At 61.1% G+C, this 16107-nt stretch carries 12 protein-coding genes, 1 tRNA gene and 2 pseudogenes; 12 read left to right on the forward strand and 3 right to left on the reverse strand.

Features of this window, described 5'->3' with window-relative positions:
• Positions 1-4 precede the first annotated feature (4 nt).
• From infB to BLP82_RS22935, 6 genes are all read left to right on the forward strand, one after another.
• On the forward strand, positions 5-2524 hold the full coding sequence (gene infB, locus BLP82_RS22910; RefSeq protein ID WP_060739218.1) for a translation initiation factor IF-2: 2520 nt from the start codon (positions 5-7) through the stop codon (positions 2522-2524).
• Between the two features lie 159 nt (positions 2525-2683).
• Positions 2684-3085: a 30S ribosome-binding factor RbfA gene (gene rbfA, locus BLP82_RS22915; protein WP_092173287.1), complete on the forward strand. Its 402-nt coding sequence runs from the start codon at positions 2684-2686 to the stop codon at positions 3083-3085.
• Between the two features lie 3 nt (positions 3086-3088).
• Positions 3089-4006: a tRNA pseudouridine(55) synthase TruB gene (truB, locus tag BLP82_RS22920; protein WP_060739216.1), complete on the forward strand. Its 918-nt coding sequence runs from the start codon at positions 3089-3091 to the stop codon at positions 4004-4006.
• A gap of 143 nt (positions 4007-4149) precedes the next feature.
• Positions 4150-4419 carry a 30S ribosomal protein S15 gene (gene rpsO / locus BLP82_RS22925; RefSeq protein WP_011332409.1) on the forward strand — a complete coding sequence of 90 codons (270 nt, stop codon included), beginning with the start codon at positions 4150-4152 and terminating at the stop codon, positions 4417-4419.
• A 194-nt stretch (positions 4420-4613) separates the two neighbouring features.
• A complete protein-coding gene (gene pnp, locus BLP82_RS22930) occupies positions 4614-6719 on the forward strand; it encodes a polyribonucleotide nucleotidyltransferase (RefSeq protein WP_072411314.1) in 2106 nt (701 codons plus the stop codon).
• Positions 6720-6844: 125 nt separating this feature from the next.
• Positions 6845-6917: transfer RNA gene (locus tag BLP82_RS22935), tRNA-Thr, on the forward strand.
• A gap of 14 nt (positions 6918-6931) precedes the next feature.
• Here the strand turns inward: BLP82_RS22935 and BLP82_RS22940 are convergent.
• A complete protein-coding gene (locus BLP82_RS22940) occupies positions 6932-7480 on the reverse strand; it encodes a hypothetical protein (protein ID WP_092173290.1) in 549 nt (182 codons plus the stop codon).
• Between the two features lie 304 nt (positions 7481-7784).
• Here BLP82_RS22940 and BLP82_RS22945 point away from each other — a divergent pair, with 304 nt between their 5' ends.
• Entirely contained in the window at positions 7785-8090 is a 306-nt protein-coding gene (locus tag BLP82_RS22945; RefSeq protein ID WP_053181942.1) for a DUF6388 family protein, read from the forward strand.
• Between the two features lie 81 nt (positions 8091-8171).
• Here BLP82_RS22945 and nadC read toward each other — a convergent pair whose 3' ends face one another.
• Positions 8172-9020, reverse strand: coding sequence for a carboxylating nicotinate-nucleotide diphosphorylase (gene nadC / locus BLP82_RS22950; RefSeq protein WP_092173293.1), 849 nt, complete (start codon positions 9018-9020; stop codon positions 8172-8174).
• Positions 9021-9243: 223 nt separating this feature from the next.
• On the opposite strand from nadC, the gene BLP82_RS22955 reads away from it, so the two are divergent.
• The 5 genes and pseudogenes from BLP82_RS22955 to BLP82_RS32140 form a co-directional block, all read left to right on the forward strand.
• The gene (locus BLP82_RS22955; protein ID WP_092173296.1) at positions 9244-11457 is read left to right on the forward strand and encodes a DUF1631 domain-containing protein; all 2214 of its coding nucleotides are present in this window, start codon (positions 9244-9246) and stop codon (positions 11455-11457) included.
• Positions 11458-11521: 64 nt separating this feature from the next.
• Positions 11522-12082: a 1,6-anhydro-N-acetylmuramyl-L-alanine amidase AmpD gene (gene ampD / locus BLP82_RS22960; RefSeq protein ID WP_092173299.1), complete on the forward strand. Its 561-nt coding sequence runs from the start codon at positions 11522-11524 to the stop codon at positions 12080-12082.
• Entirely contained in the window at positions 12079-12915 is an 837-nt protein-coding gene (ampE, locus tag BLP82_RS22965; RefSeq protein WP_092173302.1) for a regulatory signaling modulator protein AmpE, read from the forward strand. Before ampD ends, ampE begins: the two co-directional genes overlap by 4 nt.
• A 1249-nt stretch (positions 12916-14164) precedes the next feature.
• Positions 14165-14368, forward strand: a pseudogene (locus BLP82_RS32135) (HAMP domain-containing protein); the annotation flags it as partial.
• A gap of 285 nt (positions 14369-14653) precedes the next feature.
• Positions 14654-15226 (forward strand): annotated as a pseudogene (locus tag BLP82_RS32140) (methyl-accepting chemotaxis protein); the annotation flags it as partial.
• Between the two features lie 101 nt (positions 15227-15327).
• On the opposite strand, the gene BLP82_RS22975 reads toward BLP82_RS32140, so the two are convergent.
• The gene (locus BLP82_RS22975) at positions 15328-16104 is read right to left on the reverse strand and encodes a TatD family hydrolase (RefSeq protein ID WP_092173311.1); all 777 of its coding nucleotides are present in this window, start codon (positions 16102-16104) and stop codon (positions 15328-15330) included.
• Positions 16105-16107: the final 3 nt, after the last annotated feature.

The raw sequence follows: 16107 nt of genomic DNA on the forward strand, positions 1-16107 counted from the left end.
GTGCATGACGCAAGTCACGGTGAAACAACTGGCCGATGAGGTCAAAACACCGGTAGAGCGCCTGTTGCAGCAGATGCGTGAGGCAGGTCTGCCGCACACCGCCGCCGAGGAACATGTGACCGACAGTGAGAAGCAGTCCCTGCTGACTCACTTGAAGAGCAGTCACAAGGCTAAAGTGGAAGAACCGCGCAAGATCACTCTGCAGCGTAAAACCACCAGCACCCTGCGTGTTGCCGGTAGCAAAAGCATCAGCGTTGAAGTACGCAAGAAGAAAGTCTTCGTACAGCGCAGCCCGGAAGAAATCGAAGCCGAGCGCAAACGCGAACAGGAAGAACGTCGCGCAGTGGAAAATGCTGCTCGTCAGAAGGCTGAAGAAGAAGCCAAGCGTCGCGCCGAAGAAGAAGCGCGCCGTCAGCCTGCTGCTGCGCAAACCGCTCCGGTAGAAGCCGTCGAGGCTGTTGCCCCGGTCGCCGAACCTGTGCGCGAAGCCGCACCAGTCGTGGCACCGGCGCCGGCTCCAGCCGATACTCGCAAGCGCGATGAACAGCGTCGTCCGGACAAACCGCGTGCCGACGACAACCGTCGTGGCAGTGGCGATGGCGAGCGCAAGAACGCGCCTCATCGCGCATCGGTCAAGGAAAAGGCTCCAGCACCTCGTGTTGCGCCACGTACCACCGACGAGGAAAGCGATGGCTTCCGTCGCGGCGGTCGCGGCAAGGCCAAGCTGAAGAAACGCAACGCCCACGGTTTCCAGAGCCCTACCGGCCCTGTCGTGCGTGAAGTGAAGATCGGCGAGACCATCACTGTGGGCGATCTGGCCCAGCAGATGTCGGTCAAGGCTGCTGAAATCATCAAGTTCATGTTCAAGCTGGGTACGCCAGCCACCATCAACCAGGTACTGGACCAGGAAACTGCCCAACTGGTTGCTGAAGAGCTGGGCCACAAAGTGACCCTGGTCAGCGACACCGCCCTGGAAGATTCCCTGGCCGAGTCCCTGAAGTTTGAAGGTGAGGCGGTTTCCCGTGCGCCGGTCGTGACCGTAATGGGCCACGTTGACCACGGTAAAACCTCCCTGCTCGACTATATCCGTCGTGCGAAGGTAGCAGCAGGTGAGGCTGGCGGTATTACCCAGCACATCGGCGCCTACCACGTTGAAACCGACCGCGGCATGGTGACGTTCCTCGACACCCCGGGTCACGCCGCGTTTACCGCAATGCGTGCCCGTGGTGCCAAGGCGACCGACATCGTGATCCTGGTGGTTGCAGCGGACGACGGCGTCATGCCGCAAACCATCGAAGCCGTTCAGCATGCCCAGGCAGCTGGCGTGCCGCTGGTGGTTGCAGTGAACAAGATCGACAAGCCGGGCGCCGATCTCGATCGCATCCGCAGCGAACTGTCGGTCCACGGCGTGACCTCCGAAGAATGGGGTGGCGACACTCCATTCGTTCCGGTCTCGGCGAAGATGGGTACCGGCGTCGACGAACTGCTCGAAGCCGTTCTGTTGCAAGCCGAGGTTCTGGAACTCACCGCTACGCCTTCGGCTCCTGGCCGTGGTGTGGTCGTTGAGTCCCGTCTCGACAAGGGCCGTGGCCCGGTGGCGACCGTCCTGGTCCAGGACGGTACCCTGCGCCAAGGCGACATGGTGCTGGTCGGTTCGAACTACGGCCGTGTACGTGCCATGCTCGACGAGAACGGCAAGTCCATCAAGGAAGCCGGTCCGGCTATCCCGGTCGAGATCCTCGGCCTGGACGGCACCCCGGATGCTGGCGACGAGATGAGCGTTGTGGCTGACGAGAAGAAAGCCCGTGAAGTGGCTCTGTTCCGTCAAGGCAAGTTCCGCGAAGTCAAACTGGCTCGTGCACACGCCGGCAAGCTGGAAAACATCTTCGAGAACATGGGCCAGGAAGAGAAGAAGACGCTCAACATCGTCCTCAAATCCGACGTCCGTGGTTCGCTCGAAGCGTTGAACGGCGCCTTGAATGGCCTGGGTAACGACGAAGTGCAAGTGCGTGTGGTCGGCGGCGGTGTCGGTGGTATCACCGAATCCGATGCCAACCTGGCACTGGCCTCCAACGCTGTACTGTTCGGTTTCAACGTGCGTGCCGATGCCGGCGCTCGCAAGATCGTCGAGCAGGAAGGCCTGGATATGCGTTACTACAACGTGATCTACGACATCATCGAAGACGTCAAGAAAGCGTTGACCGGTATGCTGGGCAGCGACGTGCGGGAGAACATCCTGGGCGTGGCCGAAGTTCGCGACGTGTTCCGTTCGCCGAAGTTTGGCGCCATCGCCGGTTGCATGGTGATCGAGGGTGTCGTTCACCGTAACCGTCCGATCCGTGTACTGCGTGAAGACATCGTGATCTTCGAAGGCGAGCTGGAATCCCTGCGCCGCTTCAAGGATGACGCTTCCGAAGTACGTGCCGGCATGGAGTGCGGTATTGGCGTCAAGAGCTACAACGACGTCAAGGTTGGCGACAAGATCGAAGTCTTCGAGAAGGTCCAGGTTGCTCGCAGCCTCTAACTCGCGCACTTCAAGAGCCGCACCGGGCAGTCGCATGAACATGCACTGCCTGGCTGTCGGACTCTAAACGCAACGCCCGGTCTGGCTTTTGCCAGGCCGGGCGTTTGCCGCTTTCAGACCTCGCGGGTTTCACCGTGGGGCAGTAACAGGTAACAAGACATGGCAAAAGAATACAGCCGTACCCAACGAATCGGCGATCAGATGCAGCGCGAGCTGGCCCAACTGATCCGTCGCGAAGTCAAAGACCCGCGCGTCGGCCTAGTCACCATCACCGCAGTGGAAGTCAGCCGTGACGTCGGTCACGCCAAGATCTTCATCACCGTGATGGGGCAGGACAGCGCCGAAGAAATCGCCCAGAGCATCAAGGTGCTCAACTCGGCCGCCGGCTTCCTGCGTATGCAACTGGCCCGGGAGATGAAGCTGCGCAGCGTCCCACAGTTGCACTTCCACTACGACGAAAGCGTCGCACGGGGTGCGCATCTGTCGGCACTGATCGAGCGCGCCGTGGCGCAAGACAGCCAGCACTCGGTTGCGGCTGACCCCGAAGACACCAAGGAGTAATCGGTGGCTCAGGTCAAACGTATCCGTCGTAACGTCAGCGGTATCATCCTGCTCGACAAGCCGCTGGGGTTCACCTCCAACGCGGCGTTGCAGAAGGTTCGCTGGCTGCTCAATGCCGAAAAGGCCGGGCACACCGGTAGCCTCGATCCCCTGGCCACTGGCGTGCTGCCGCTGTGCTTTGGCGAGGCGACCAAGTTCTCCCAGTACCTGCTCGATTCCGACAAGGGTTACGAAACCCTGGCGCAACTGGGCAAGACCACCACCACGGCGGATGCCGAAGGTGAGGTTTTGCTGGAGCGCCCGGTGACCGTTGGTCAGGCGGATATCGAAGCGGTCTTGCCGGGTTTTCGCGGGCAAATCAGCCAGATACCGCCGATGTACTCCGCTTTGAAGCGTGATGGGCAGCCGTTGTATAAACTGGCCCGTGCAGGCGAAGTAGTGGAGCGCGAACCGCGTTCTGTTACTATTGCGCGCTTGGAATTGCTGGCCTTTGACGGTAATACTGCACGGCTGGCCGTGGATTGCAGCAAGGGCACCTATATCCGGACCCTGGTGGAGGATATCGGTGAGCAGCTCGGCTGTGGCGCGTACGTGGCAGAATTGCGACGGACCCAGGCCGGACCTTTCACGTTGGCCCAGACGGTCACGCTGGAAGAGCTCGAAGCGGTGCATGCCGAAGGCGGCAACGAAGCGGTCGACCGTTTCCTGATGCCATCGGACAGCGGGCTGCTGGATTGGCCGCTCTTGCAGTTCTCGGAACACAGTGCGTTCTACTGGCTCAACGGCCAGCCGGTACGCGCCCCGGATGCGCCGAAGTTCGGCATGGTCCGGGTACAGGATCACAACGGTCGTTTCATCGGTATCGGTGAAGTGAGCGAAGACGGGCGCATTGCGCCGCGTCGACTGATTCGGTCGGAATGACCGGAACCAGCCTGCGTAACAGCAGGTTGGCGAGTGTGGCTGTTAACAGGCACGGTCACTACTCATTTATAGATACAGGGATTTGTCCCTGGCCTGTTGAAGCTGTTTCCTCGGAACAGTTTCCTGACTAAAAGGATTGCCTCATGGCTCTCGACGTTCAAGAAAAAGCTCAAATCGTAGCTGACTACCAGCAAGCTGTTGGTGACACTGGTTCGCCAGAAGTGCAAGTTGCACTGCTGACCGCCAACATCAACAAACTGCAAGGTCACTTCAAGGCCAACGGTAAGGATCACCACTCCCGTCGTGGTCTGATCCGCATGGTAAACCAGCGTCGTAAGCTGCTGGACTACCTGAAAGGCAAGGACGTGAGCCGTTACAGCGCTCTGATCGCTCGCCTGGGTCTGCGTCGCTAACAAGCGATTGCGCTAGAGGTTGGTGGTCTGTCGGGCGTCAGTGGGTTTCCCGCTGGCGCATGGCAGGCTCCCAGCCTCAAGTTTTATCTGGATACACGTTTTACCCTGGACAAGCGTCGGGCCGATTCCCGTCATTGCCCAAGAATTTCGCAAGAAGACAAGTTCCCCAAGAGCCACAAAGAAGGTAGGACACCGTGAACCCGGTAATCAAAAAATTCCAGTTCGGTCAGTCGACCGTTACCCTCGAGACTGGCCGTATCGCCCGTCAGGCCTCCGGCGCAGTGTTGGTCACCGTTGACGACGACGTCAGCGTATTGGTGACCGTTGTCGGTGCCAAGCAAGCCGATCCAGGCAAGGGTTTCTTCCCTCTGTCTGTCCACTACCAGGAAAAGACTTACGCTGCCGGTAAGATCCCTGGCGGTTTCTTCAAGCGCGAAGGCCGTCCTTCCGAGAAAGAAACCCTGACTTCCCGACTGATCGACCGTCCGATCCGTCCGCTGTTTCCAGAAGGCTTCATGAACGAAGTGCAGGTTGTCTGCACCGTCGTGTCCACCAGCAAGAAAACCGATCCGGACATCGCTGCGATGATCGGTACCTCGGCTGCCCTGGCCATCTCCGGCATTCCTTTCGATGGCCCGATCGGCGCTGCCCGCGTCGCGTTCCACGAAAGCACCGGCTACCTGCTGAACCCGACCTACGAGCAGTTGAAGGCTTCGAGCCTGGACATGGTCGTGGCCGGTACTTCCGAAGCGGTGCTGATGGTTGAATCCGAAGCCAAAGAGCTGACCGAAGACCAGATGCTGGGCGCCGTGCTGTTCGCCCACGACGAGTTCCAGGTGGTGATCAACGCCGTCAAGGAACTGGCCGCCGAAGCCGCCAAGCCAACCTGGACCTGGGCTCCACAAGCCGAAGCCACCGAACTTCTGGGCGCGATCCGTGCCGAGTTCGGCGAAGCGATCTCCCAGGCCTACACCATCACCGTCAAGGCCGACCGTTATGCGCGTCTGGGCGAGCTGAAAGACCAGGTCGTTGCCAAGTTGTCCGGCGAAGAAGGCCAGCCGTCTGCCGCTGAAGTGAAAGCTGCTTTCGGTGAAATCGAATACCGCACCGTTCGCGAAAACATCGTCAACGGCAAGCCGCGTATCGACGGTCGCGACACCCGTACCGTACGTCCGCTGAACATTGAAGTCGGCGTCCTGCCCAAGACCCACGGCTCGGCACTGTTCACCCGTGGCGAGACCCAGGCCCTGGTCGTCGCGACACTGGGCACCGCCCGTGACGCGCAACTGCTGGACACCCTGGAAGGCGAAAAGAAAGACCCGTTCATGCTGCACTACAACTTCCCGCCGTTCTCGGTGGGCGAGTGTGGTCGCATGGGTGGCGCCGGTCGTCGCGAAATCGGTCACGGCCGTCTGGCCCGTCGTTCGGTCCAGGCCATGCTGCCAGCCGCAGACGTGTTCCCGTACACCATTCGCGTGGTATCGGAAATCACCGAGTCCAACGGTTCCAGCTCCATGGCTTCGGTCTGCGGCGCTTCCCTGGCCCTGATGGACGCTGGTGTGCCGATGAAGGCACCGGTTGCCGGTATCGCCATGGGTCTGGTGAAAGAAGGCGAGAAATTCGCCGTCCTGACCGACATCCTGGGTGACGAAGACCACCTGGGCGACATGGACTTCAAAGTGGCCGGTACCGCCAAGGGCGTCACCGCACTGCAGATGGACATCAAGATCAAGGGCATCACCGAAGAGATCATGGAAATCGCCCTGGGCCAAGCCCTGGAAGCGCGCCTGAACATCCTCGGCCAGATGAACCAGATCATCGGTCAGTCCCGTACCGAGCTGTCGGAAAATGCTCCGACCATGATCGCGATGAAAATCGACACCGACAAAATCCGTGATGTCATCGGTAAAGGCGGCGCGACCATCCGTGCGATCTGTGAAGAAACCAAGGCTTCGATCGACATCGAAGACGACGGTTCGATCAAGATCTTCGGCGAAACCAAGGAAGCGGCAGAAGCAGCACGCCAGCGCGTCCTGGGGATCACCGCGGAAGCCGAGATCGGCAAGATCTACGTCGGCAAGGTTGAACGCATCGTCGACTTCGGCGCGTTCGTCAACATCCTGCCGGGCAAGGACGGTCTGGTTCACATCTCCATGCTGAGCGATGCTCGCGTCGAGAAAGTGACCGACATCCTCAAAGAAGGCCAGGAAGTGGAAGTGCTGGTATTGGACGTGGACAACCGCGGCCGTATCAAGCTGTCCATCAAGGACGTCGCAGCAGCCAAGGCATCGGGCGTTTAATCACCCCGTCGCCTGACCGCTGAACAAGCAAACGCCCCGACTGGTTCGGGGCGTTTTGCTGTGTGACGAAAATCCCGGCCAGGCAGGTTGCCTGGCCACCTGAGACGGTGCTAGTTTTAGCCACCGCCCGTGTAGCTCAGTCGGTAGAGCAGCGCACTCGTAACGCGAAGGTCGCAGGTTCGATTCCTGTCTCGGGCAAGATTTCCCCCTCGTTATTTCACCTTCCTGCTCAGTTCCTCGACCGTGCGTTTGAGCTGGTCCATCTCTCTATCCTGATCGCTGAGTTCCCGTTTCAGGGACGAAATCTCGCTGTTGCTCGAACTTGAACTGGAGCCGCTATTGCGCTTGAGTTCTTCCACTTGCTTGCCAAGGTCGTTCAGGTCGCGTTCCTGTTCCTTGATGGTGCGCTTGAGCTCGTCAATCTCCTTGCTGCTGGACGAGGAGCTGGACCCGCTGTTGCGCTTGAGTTCTTCGATCTGACCAGCCTGTTCGCTGAGGGCGCGCTTCTGGTTTTCCAGTTCGTCGGTGTTGTTCTTCACGCTTTTCGGCAGGCTTTCCAGGACGCTGGCGCTGACATCGGTCTTGACGAGCTTGTACTTATCGGATTGGTCGTAATGAAGGGCGGGAATAAAGTCGTGGTAAGACGGCCCATCGGAGGAGACCTCAACCGCCGCTTGAGCAATGTCAGTCAAGGTCAGGCTGCCAAGCAGCAAAGTCGCGGTGGCAAGTTGGATCGACGAGCGTTTCGAAAAGCTGCGCATCACTGGGGTTCCTTGTGAAGTGCCGGTGTGGCACATGGCTATGACTGGTTATTTTGACAGATGTTCCACAGCGCGCAGCGCTTCTTCGACCCAGGTTTTTTTGTGAGATAGATGTAAAGAACCGTGTAAATCGTCGGCAAAACGTCCTATATTCGTTGCCTGCATGCGCATCGCCCAGCAGTTTTCAGATGATCCCCGAATGGTTCTGAAGGCCAGATAAACCGGGCTTCACACGGTTTTTTGCGTCAGAGAGATCCTTGATGATCCAGATCCATCTTCCATTCCCCCGATCAACGAGAACGCCATGACTGTTAAAGAATTGACCCAGGAAGCCAGGCACGAAGAAGCGCTGAAGAAGTACGTGCTGGATGCGCCCCAGTTGCTGGAAGAGATCAAGGACTTGTCCGCCGACGATCAGAAAGACCAGATCCAATGGGCTTTCGAGGACGAGGCCGAAGCCCAGGGGCTGCAACCCTGGGAGTTGACGCTCAAGTACACCAGCACGCCTGAAGAGTTCGAGGCGCAGCGCCTTGCGTTGCACAAGGAAGCGGCCGAGGTGCTGGGTGTGGAATGGGATGAGTACTGCGAGATGAACAATCTGGTGGTTTAACGGCAGCTACAAGCTACAAGCTACAAGCTACAAGACAAGCGCGGAACAGCTTGAAGCTTGTAGCTTGCGGCTCGAAGCTGCTCAGATACTGAGCCGCATCGACAGATCCACCGCCTTCACATCCTTGGTCATCGCGCCGATCGAGATGTAGTCCACCCCGGTCTCGGCAATCGGGCGCAACGTGCTTTCGTTGATCCCGCCGCTGGCCTCCAACTTTGCCTTGCCGCCATTGAGGCGCACGGCTTCACGCATGTCGTCCAGGCTCAGTTCGTCAAGCATGATGATGTCGGCATCGGCCGCCAGTGCTTCGTTCAATTCCGCGAGGCTTTCCACTTCTATTTCCACCGGTTTGCCCGGTGCGATCTTGTGGGCGGCCGCGATGGCCTGGGCGATTCCGCCGCAGGCGGCGATGTGGTTTTCCTTGATCAGGAACGCATCGTACAGGCCGATGCGGTGGTTATGGCAGCCACCGCAGGTGACCGCGTACTTCTGGGCCAGGCGCAGCCCGGGCAGGGTCTTGCGGGTGTCCAGCAGCTTGACCTGGGTCCCGGCGACAAAGTCGGCCAGGTAGCGGGCTCGCGTGGCGACGCCCGAGAGCATTTGCAGGAAGTTCAGGGCGCTGCGTTCGCCGGTCAGCAGCGAGCGGGCAGGGCCCTCCAGGTGGAACAGCGCCTGATCGGGGCTGACCCGGTCGCCGTCGTGCACTTGCCAATGCACCGCGACACGCGGATCCAGTTGCCGGAACACGGCATCGACCCAGGCCGTGCCGCTGATGATCGCCGCGTCGCGGGTGATGATGGTGGCCTTGGCCAGGCGTTCGGCGGGGATCAGTTGCGCGGTGATGTCGCCGCTGCCGATGTCTTCCAGCAACGCACGGCGCACGTTGGCTTCGATTTCGGCGGTCAGATCGGCGAGGCGTAGATTCGGCATAACGGGCTCCACAAACAAAGTGGCCCGATTATAGGGTGTCGAAACCTGCATTTGGTCGCGTCCTCGCAACATTTCCTCATTTTCCCGGTCACTTATTGCGCCGTATTTCGAGCTGGATCACAGAGTCTGCTGGTGCGACAGGGTTGTTTTGCCCGATAATCCGCCTTTCGATTGACGCCATAGCTTTGACGTCGCGAGCCGAAAACCGTTTCAGGAGGCCAGGATGCACAACGACGGGAATGTAGTGCCTTTACACAAGGTGCCTACCGATCAGGCGAGTCGTTCGCCGCTCGCCCGCCTGCCTGTGATTCTGCTTCAGGTTCGCGACAAGGCCGCCCAACAGTTGCGCCTGGGCTTGCAGGGGCTGTTCGATAACGCCGACGACACCTTGTTTGAAATGGCTGACCGGGCGCGCGACGACGTCGAGCAGAACCTGTACTTCGAGGCCATGCGGGACCTGCGCCTGAAGCGCAAAAGCATCGAGCGGGAGTTCATCGAGCAGTTTTTCGAGACCTTCGTCAGCCTGGCCCAGTACGACCTGACCCACGCCAGCCTGGCGCCCGCCCTGGCACCGGACGGCCAGACCCAGCGTTCCCACGATGAGCTGGAACGTCATCTGGCGGTCGAGGCCATGGTCACTCGGGTGCTCAGGCGCGATGGCGTGTCGCTGGAGCAACTGACGGCCCGGCTCGGTGTGCTGTTGGATCGACCGCTGGCCAACCAGTACAACCCCCTGAGCCCGGCACTGCTGTGCGAAAAGTTCCTGCAGGCCGGGCGTAACCTGGGCGTGGGGATCAAGGTCAAGCTGATCCTGCTCAAGCTCTTCGAGCGTTATGTGCTCAGCGAGTGCGACCAACTCTATACCGAGGCCAACCAGTTGCTGGCCGCTACGGGCATCTTGCCGGAGCTCAAGGTGACCCCGGCTCGCCGGGCGTCGGATCGCTCCGAGGATGCCCCCAGGCCCAACGCCGAAATCGCTGCCAAGCCCAGCGATGCCGAGGTCGATGACAGCGTGCAGGAAGTGTTCGCCGCATTGCAGAAGCTGTTGATGCAAGTGCGTGGCAGTGTGGCGCCGACCCTGGAAGCCAGCGCGCCGCCTCAACCGATCTCGACCCGTGACCTGCTGCGGCTGCTCTCGCACTTGCAGCAGTACGTGCCAGCGCCTGCCGTGCAGGACGAATTCGACCTGCGTAGCCAACTCGAACAACTGTTGACCCGGGTCAGCGTCAGGAGTGGCAAGTCCCGGGTGGTCGAAGGCGCCGATGAAGACGTGATCAACCTGATCTCGATGATGTTCGAATTCATCCTCGACGACCATAACCTCCCGGACTCCTTCAAGGCCCTGATCGGCCGCCTGCAGATCCCGATGCTCAAGGTCGCGGTGCAGGACAAGAGTTTCTTCAGCCGCGGCAATCATCCGGCCCGGCGGCTGCTGAACGAAATCGCCGCCGCCGCCATGGGCTGGGGCGATTGCGACGATCATCAGCGCGATAGCCTGTATTTGCGCATCGAACAGGTCGTGCAGCGCCTGCTGAATGATTTCGTCGATGACCCGGCGATTTTCTCCGAGCTGCTGGCCGATTTCCTGGCCTTCACCAGTGACGAGCGGCGCCGCAGCGAGTTGCTTGAGCAACGTATCCGTGACGCCGAAGAGGGCCGGGCCAAGGCCGAATTGGCGCGCCAGCGCGTCGAAGGGGCGCTGAACCAGGTGATGCTGGGCAAGGTCTTGCCGCAAGCTGTGGTGGAGTTCGTGCAACACGCTTGGAGCCAGGTGTTGTTGTTGACCTGTTTCAAGCACGGCAAGTATTCCGCCGAGTGGCAGGCCGACGTCCTGACCCTGGAGCATTTGATCTGGAGCGTCCAGCCCCATGACGAGCCCGACGCCGGCCTGCGTTTGCTGGCGATGGTGCCGGAGCTGCTCAAGGCCCTGCGTGAAGGCCTGAGCCGTTCGGCGTTCGACCCGTTCGCCACCAGCGAGTTTTTCAGTGAACTGGAAGTCCTGCATGTGCAGGCGCTCGAACGCACGGGCCAGGCAACGGATCAGGACCAGCCGTTCGATTCGCCGGCCATGGTCGAGGTGCTGGAAAAAATCGTCCTGCGCCCTCCGCAAAAAACGGCGGGGGAGAGCGTGGCGGTGCATTTGCCGGCGGATGATGTCGGCTTGCTGCAGGTCGATCAGTTACACCTGGGGAGCTGGGTCGAGTTCCAGGAGGACGATGACAATACCCTGCGTTGCAAACTGGCGGCGATCATCGAGGCCACCGGCAAATACGTCTTCGTCAATCGCACCGGCCTCAAGGTGCTGGAGCACAGCCGCACCAGCCTGGCCCTGGAGTTTCGGCGCGGCGCGGCGCGGCTGTTGGACGACACCCTGTTGTTCGACCGGGCGCTGGAGTCGGTGTTGGGCAATCTGCGCCAGCTCAATCGCGGCAAGTGATCGCGCAGCCCGGTCCGATCACGGCATACTGGCGGCATTCACCGTCGTCATCGAAGGAACCTGTATGCAGTTGGACTCCGCGAGCGGTTGGTGCGAAGGGGTGCGTCATTGCCCATCGCCCAACTTCAATGCGCGCCCCGAGGGCGAAATCTCCCTGCTGGTGATCCACAACATCAGCCTGCCCCCGGCACAATTCGCCACCGGCAAGGTGCAGGAATTCTTCCAGAATCGTCTGGATGTCACGGAACATCCCTACTTTGCCGGTATCGCCGACCTGCGGGTGTCTGCGCATTTTCTGATCGAGCGTGACGGCGCCGTGACCCAATTTGTCTCTTGTCTGGATCGTGCGTGGCATGCGGGCGTCTCGTGCTTCGAGGGGCGTGAGACCTGTAACGATTTTTCCCTGGGCATCGAGCTTGAGGGCACGGATGATCTGCCATTCACCGACGCGCAATATGTCGCATTGGTGGACCTGACCCGGCAGTTGCAAGCGGCGTTCAGGGCGATCACTGTGCAGCGTATCTGCGGGCACAGCGACATCGCACCGGGGCGCAAGACCGATCCGGGACCGGCATTCGACTGGGCGCGCTATCGCGCGGCCCTGACAGAAGGGGAAGGACAATGAGTTTTCTGGTGTTGCTGCTGGCCGTCTGGATCGAGAAATTCTCGGCCTTGCGCCAGCGGGTCCAGCGCGACGGCGGCTGGCTGCGCGAGCTGAACAAGCTCGAGGCGAGCCCACGGTGGGTCAACCGACCTTGGCTGGTGCTGACAGTGATGGTCCTGCTGCCCGTGGCCCTGCTGGCGCTGCTTTTGTGGGTGCTGGAGCCGGTGGCTTATGGTTTGCTGGCGCTGCCGGTGCATTTGCTGGTGGTGATTTACAGCCTGGGGCGCGGTGATCTGCTGGCCGCCCTCGGACCGTTTCGCGACGCCTGGCGTCGGGAGGACCTGCAAGCGGCGGCCCATGTGGCCAAGCGCGACCTGGACATTGAGGCCGATGACGGTGAGCAATTGCTGGAACGGGTCCAGGGGCATTTGTTGTGGCAGGCCTACCAGAGCTTTTTCGCAGTAATTTTCTGGTACTTCGTGTTGGGTCCGGTCGCGGCCTTGAGCTATCGACTGCTGGCGCTGGCCGCCGAGCACAGCCAGAACTCCGGCGTGGCCGAGCGGGCCGCACAAATGCGCCATGCCTTCGATTGGGTGCCGGTGCGGTTGCTGGCGGCAAGCTTCGCCCTGGTGGGCAATTTCGTCGCGGTCAGCCGGGTCATGCTGCATGAGCTGTTGAACTGGAACATCAGCGCCGCCGACCTCATCGACAAGGTCGGCCTGGTGGCTGGCGAAATCCCCAGGCCCGTCGCCGGGCCGGATGGCATCAATAGCCTGGACCGCCTGTGGGAGTTGCTGCTGCGTGCGGCGGTGCTCTGGTATGCCGGGTTTGCGTTGTGGACGGTGTTGGCATAGGAACAGCAAGGTCATGCCGTTGTGGCGAGGGTGGCGAGGGGATTTATCCCCGCTGGGGCGCAGAGCGGCCCCTGGCAATTCTAAGCCTTGAATCAATGGGTCTGCTTCGCAGCCCAGCGGGGATAAATCCCCTCGCCACAAAGGGCAGGTCGCTCGTTAACCTTAAGTTACAAATCTCCCCGCCGATTTAGGCTATACAGGGACAGCGCCCGAATAGTGGCTTTCTGCTGTCTCCGTGCGCGAGCTCATAACAATAAGAACACTACCGGGAGGCTTCCTTGTGAAGAGTTTGCTCTGGCCCGCCGTCGCGCTGATGAACCGCCTGAGCTTCGGCATGAAGTTCAGCCTGATCAGCGTGCTGTTCCTGCTACCTATGCTGGTAACCAACTTCTTTCTGGTGCGTGATTCCTATCGGGAATTCCAGGGCACCCACGTGGAGCTGCAAAGCCTCGACCTGCTGGGCAGCAGCCTGGCCCTGCGCCGGGACCTGGAAACCCTCAACAACCTGGTGCAGATCAACGCCAGCCTGGGCCAGTCCGGCAAGGCTGGTGATGTCGAAGCGAAGATCGGCAGCCTGGAACAACAGGTTCTTGCGCGCCTGCAAGGCATGACCGCCATGGCCATCGAGCCTGAGCAGGTCGGTGCCTTCGAGGCCAAGCGCGATGAAATGATCGGTGCTTTCAAGGCCCAGCAGGCGGAAAACTCCCTGCAGAGCAAAAGTGCGCTGATCGGCAAGTTGCTCAACAGCGCCCAGATGTTCAGCCAGATCATCGCCAGCCAGGCGGGGCTGAGCCGCGACAACCAGAGCGACATCCGCCAACTCAGCGAATTGATCATCGGCACCACCCCCAAGGTCACTCAGATCCTCGGCGATGGCCGGGCGCTGGGCGCGTCCTCGTTGGGGCTGGGGTTTCTCAATTCGGCATCGAGCACCCGCTTCGACGAGTTGCTGGCGCAGATCGAAAAGCTCCAGGGCGAGTACGACTTGAAACTGCAGGACGCCCTCGGCTCCAGCAAGGCCGCCGGGCAAAGTCTTGGCGCCCAGGCCGAAGGTAGCAAGAGCAGCCTCAAGAAAGCGTCTGAGCTGATCGAGGAGCAAGTGGTGATGGCCGACACCCTCGATGCACCGTGGCCGGCGTTCTTTGAGCAGGTCAGCGGCCTGATGGAGCAGACGTATCGGCTGAACGAAGCGACCCAGGGTTTTCTCGGTGTGCAGTTGCAGCAGCGGCTTGAGCAGAATCGTAGCCATATGGTGTTGCAAGCCGTGGCGCTGGTGGCGGTGTTCCTGTTGATTTTTTACCTGTACGCCGGCTTCTACGCGTCGACCCGCACCACCCTCCAGCACTTGGGCCAGATGATGGACAAAGTGGCGGCGGGGGACATGACGGTCAATTTCGTGGCGCGCAGCAAGGATGAACTGGGCGAACTGGGTGAAGTGTTCAACGGTACGGTGGCGAAGATCCATGACCTGATCGAACAGGTGGGCCGCACCGTCGCGGAAGTCGAACGCCAGGCCGGGCAGGTGGAAACGGTCTCGGCCCAGAGCAACCAGGCGGTTGCCGGCCAGCGCAGCCAGATCGAACTGGTGGCCACGGCGATGAACCAGATGTCGGCCACGGCCCAGGAAGTGGCCCGCAGTGCCGCCGCTGCCGTGAGCAGTGCCCACAGCGTGAACGACGAAACTCTCAGCGGGCGCGGGCTGGTGGAGTCGCAGCAGGGCAGCATCGCCCGTTTGGCCAGTGAGATCGATCAGTCGGTGCAGGTGATCAACCAACTGGCGACCGACAGCCAGGACATCAGCCGCGTGCTGGATGTGATCAAGAGCATCGCCGAGCAGACCAATCTGTTGGCCCTCAATGCCGCCATCGAAGCCGCCCGCGCCGGTGAACAGGGGCGGGGGTTTGCGGTGGTGGCCGATGAAGTGCGGACCCTGGCCAAGCGGACCCAGCAATCGACCGAAGAAATCGAAGCGATGATCACCCGCCTGCACGGCGGTGTCGGTGCCGCCGTCAAGGCGATGGGTACCAGTCATGAGATGGCCAGCGGCACGGTCAGTCAATCGGAACAGGTCCAACAGGCCCTGGAAAATATCCTCGGTGCGGTCGGCATGATCGTCGACCAGAACCAGCAGATCGCCGCCGCCGTGGAGCAGCAGACGGCCGTGGCCCATGACATCGACCAGAACATCGTCGAGATCAACCGCGCCGGCGAACGCACGGCCGAAGGCGCGCACCAGACCGAAAACGCCAGCCGTGAGCTGTCTGCCCAGGTGGTGCAGCTCAAGCAACTGATCAATGCGTTTCGGGTGTAGACCATTGTGGGAGCGAGCTTGCTCGCGATAGCGGAGTGTCAGGCAAGCTGTTTTTCGACTGATACATCGCTATCGCGAGCAAGCTCGCTCCCACAGGGTTTTTACCAGTTGAACAAATTGCGGGCGTTGGCGGTGCTGGCCTCGGCCAGTCGCTCGGGCGTCACCGCCATGATCCCGGCCAGCGCCTCGCAAATCGCCGGCAAGTGCGCCGGGCTGTTGCGCTGCCCCGGGAACATCGCTGGGGCCATGTCCGGTGAGTCGGTTTCCAGCACCACCGCATCCAGCGGCAGTTTCGCCAGCACCCGGTGCATGCGCAGGGCCTGAGGCCAGGTCGCCGCACCGCCGAGGCCGAGCTTGAAGCCGAGCTTGATGTACTCGCGGGCCTCCTCAAGGCTGCCGGCGAACGCGTGGATGATCCCCGCCCGGGTGGGGGGGATGCGCTTGAGGGTCGCGATCACGGCGGCATGGCTGCGGCGCACGTGGATCAGTGCCGGCAGCTCGAACGCCACGGCCAGTTCCAACTGCGCTTCGAACAGCGCTTGCTGGCGGTCACGGTCCAGGGTCTCGATGTAATAGTCCAGGCCGATCTCGCCCACTGCACACAATTGCCGGTGCCCGGCCAGGCGGCTCAGCCAGTCGCGCAACAACGCCACGTCGTCGGGTCGATGCTGGTCGAGGTACACCGGGTGCAGGCCCAGGGCGGCATGCAGGTCCGGGGTGCTTTGCACCAGGTCCCAGACCCGCTGCCAATTGTCCCGGTACACGCCCAGCACCACCATTTGCCGCACGCCCAAGGCGCGGCTTTCGGCCAGCAGCGCCGGGCGGTCCGCGTCGAAGTCCGGGAAGTCCAGGTGGGTGTGGGTGTCGATCAACTCCATGCA

This window comes from Pseudomonas sp. NFACC37-1 (assembly GCF_900101575.1).
GTDB classification, from domain to species: Bacteria; Pseudomonadota; Gammaproteobacteria; order Pseudomonadales; family Pseudomonadaceae; genus Aquipseudomonas; species Aquipseudomonas fluorescens_AA.

Bases quoted from the DNA above. Each gene is read 5' to 3' on its own strand.
- infB (WP_060739218.1), top strand. From the start codon at position 5: ATGACGCAAGTCACGGTGAAACAACTGGCCGATGAGGTCAAAACACCG.
- rbfA (WP_092173287.1), top strand. From the start codon at position 2,684: ATGGCAAAAGAATACAGCCGTACCCAACGAATCGGCGATCAGATGCAG.
- rpsO (WP_011332409.1), top strand. From the start codon at position 4,150: ATGGCTCTCGACGTTCAAGAAAAAGCTCAAATCGTAGCTGACTACCAG.
- BLP82_RS22940 (WP_092173290.1), bottom strand. From the start codon at position 7,480: ATGCGCAGCTTTTCGAAACGCTCGTCGATCCAACTTGCCACCGCGACT.
- BLP82_RS22945 (WP_053181942.1), top strand. From the start codon at position 7,785: ATGACTGTTAAAGAATTGACCCAGGAAGCCAGGCACGAAGAAGCGCTG.
- nadC (WP_092173293.1), bottom strand. From the start codon at position 9,020: ATGCCGAATCTACGCCTCGCCGATCTGACCGCCGAAATCGAAGCCAAC.
- BLP82_RS22955 (WP_092173296.1), top strand. From the start codon at position 9,244: ATGCACAACGACGGGAATGTAGTGCCTTTACACAAGGTGCCTACCGAT.
- ampD (WP_092173299.1), top strand. From the start codon at position 11,522: ATGCAGTTGGACTCCGCGAGCGGTTGGTGCGAAGGGGTGCGTCATTGC.
- ampE (WP_092173302.1), top strand. From the start codon at position 12,079: ATGAGTTTTCTGGTGTTGCTGCTGGCCGTCTGGATCGAGAAATTCTCG.
- BLP82_RS22975 (WP_092173311.1), bottom strand. From the start codon at position 16,104: ATGGAGTTGATCGACACCCACACCCACCTGGACTTCCCGGACTTCGAC.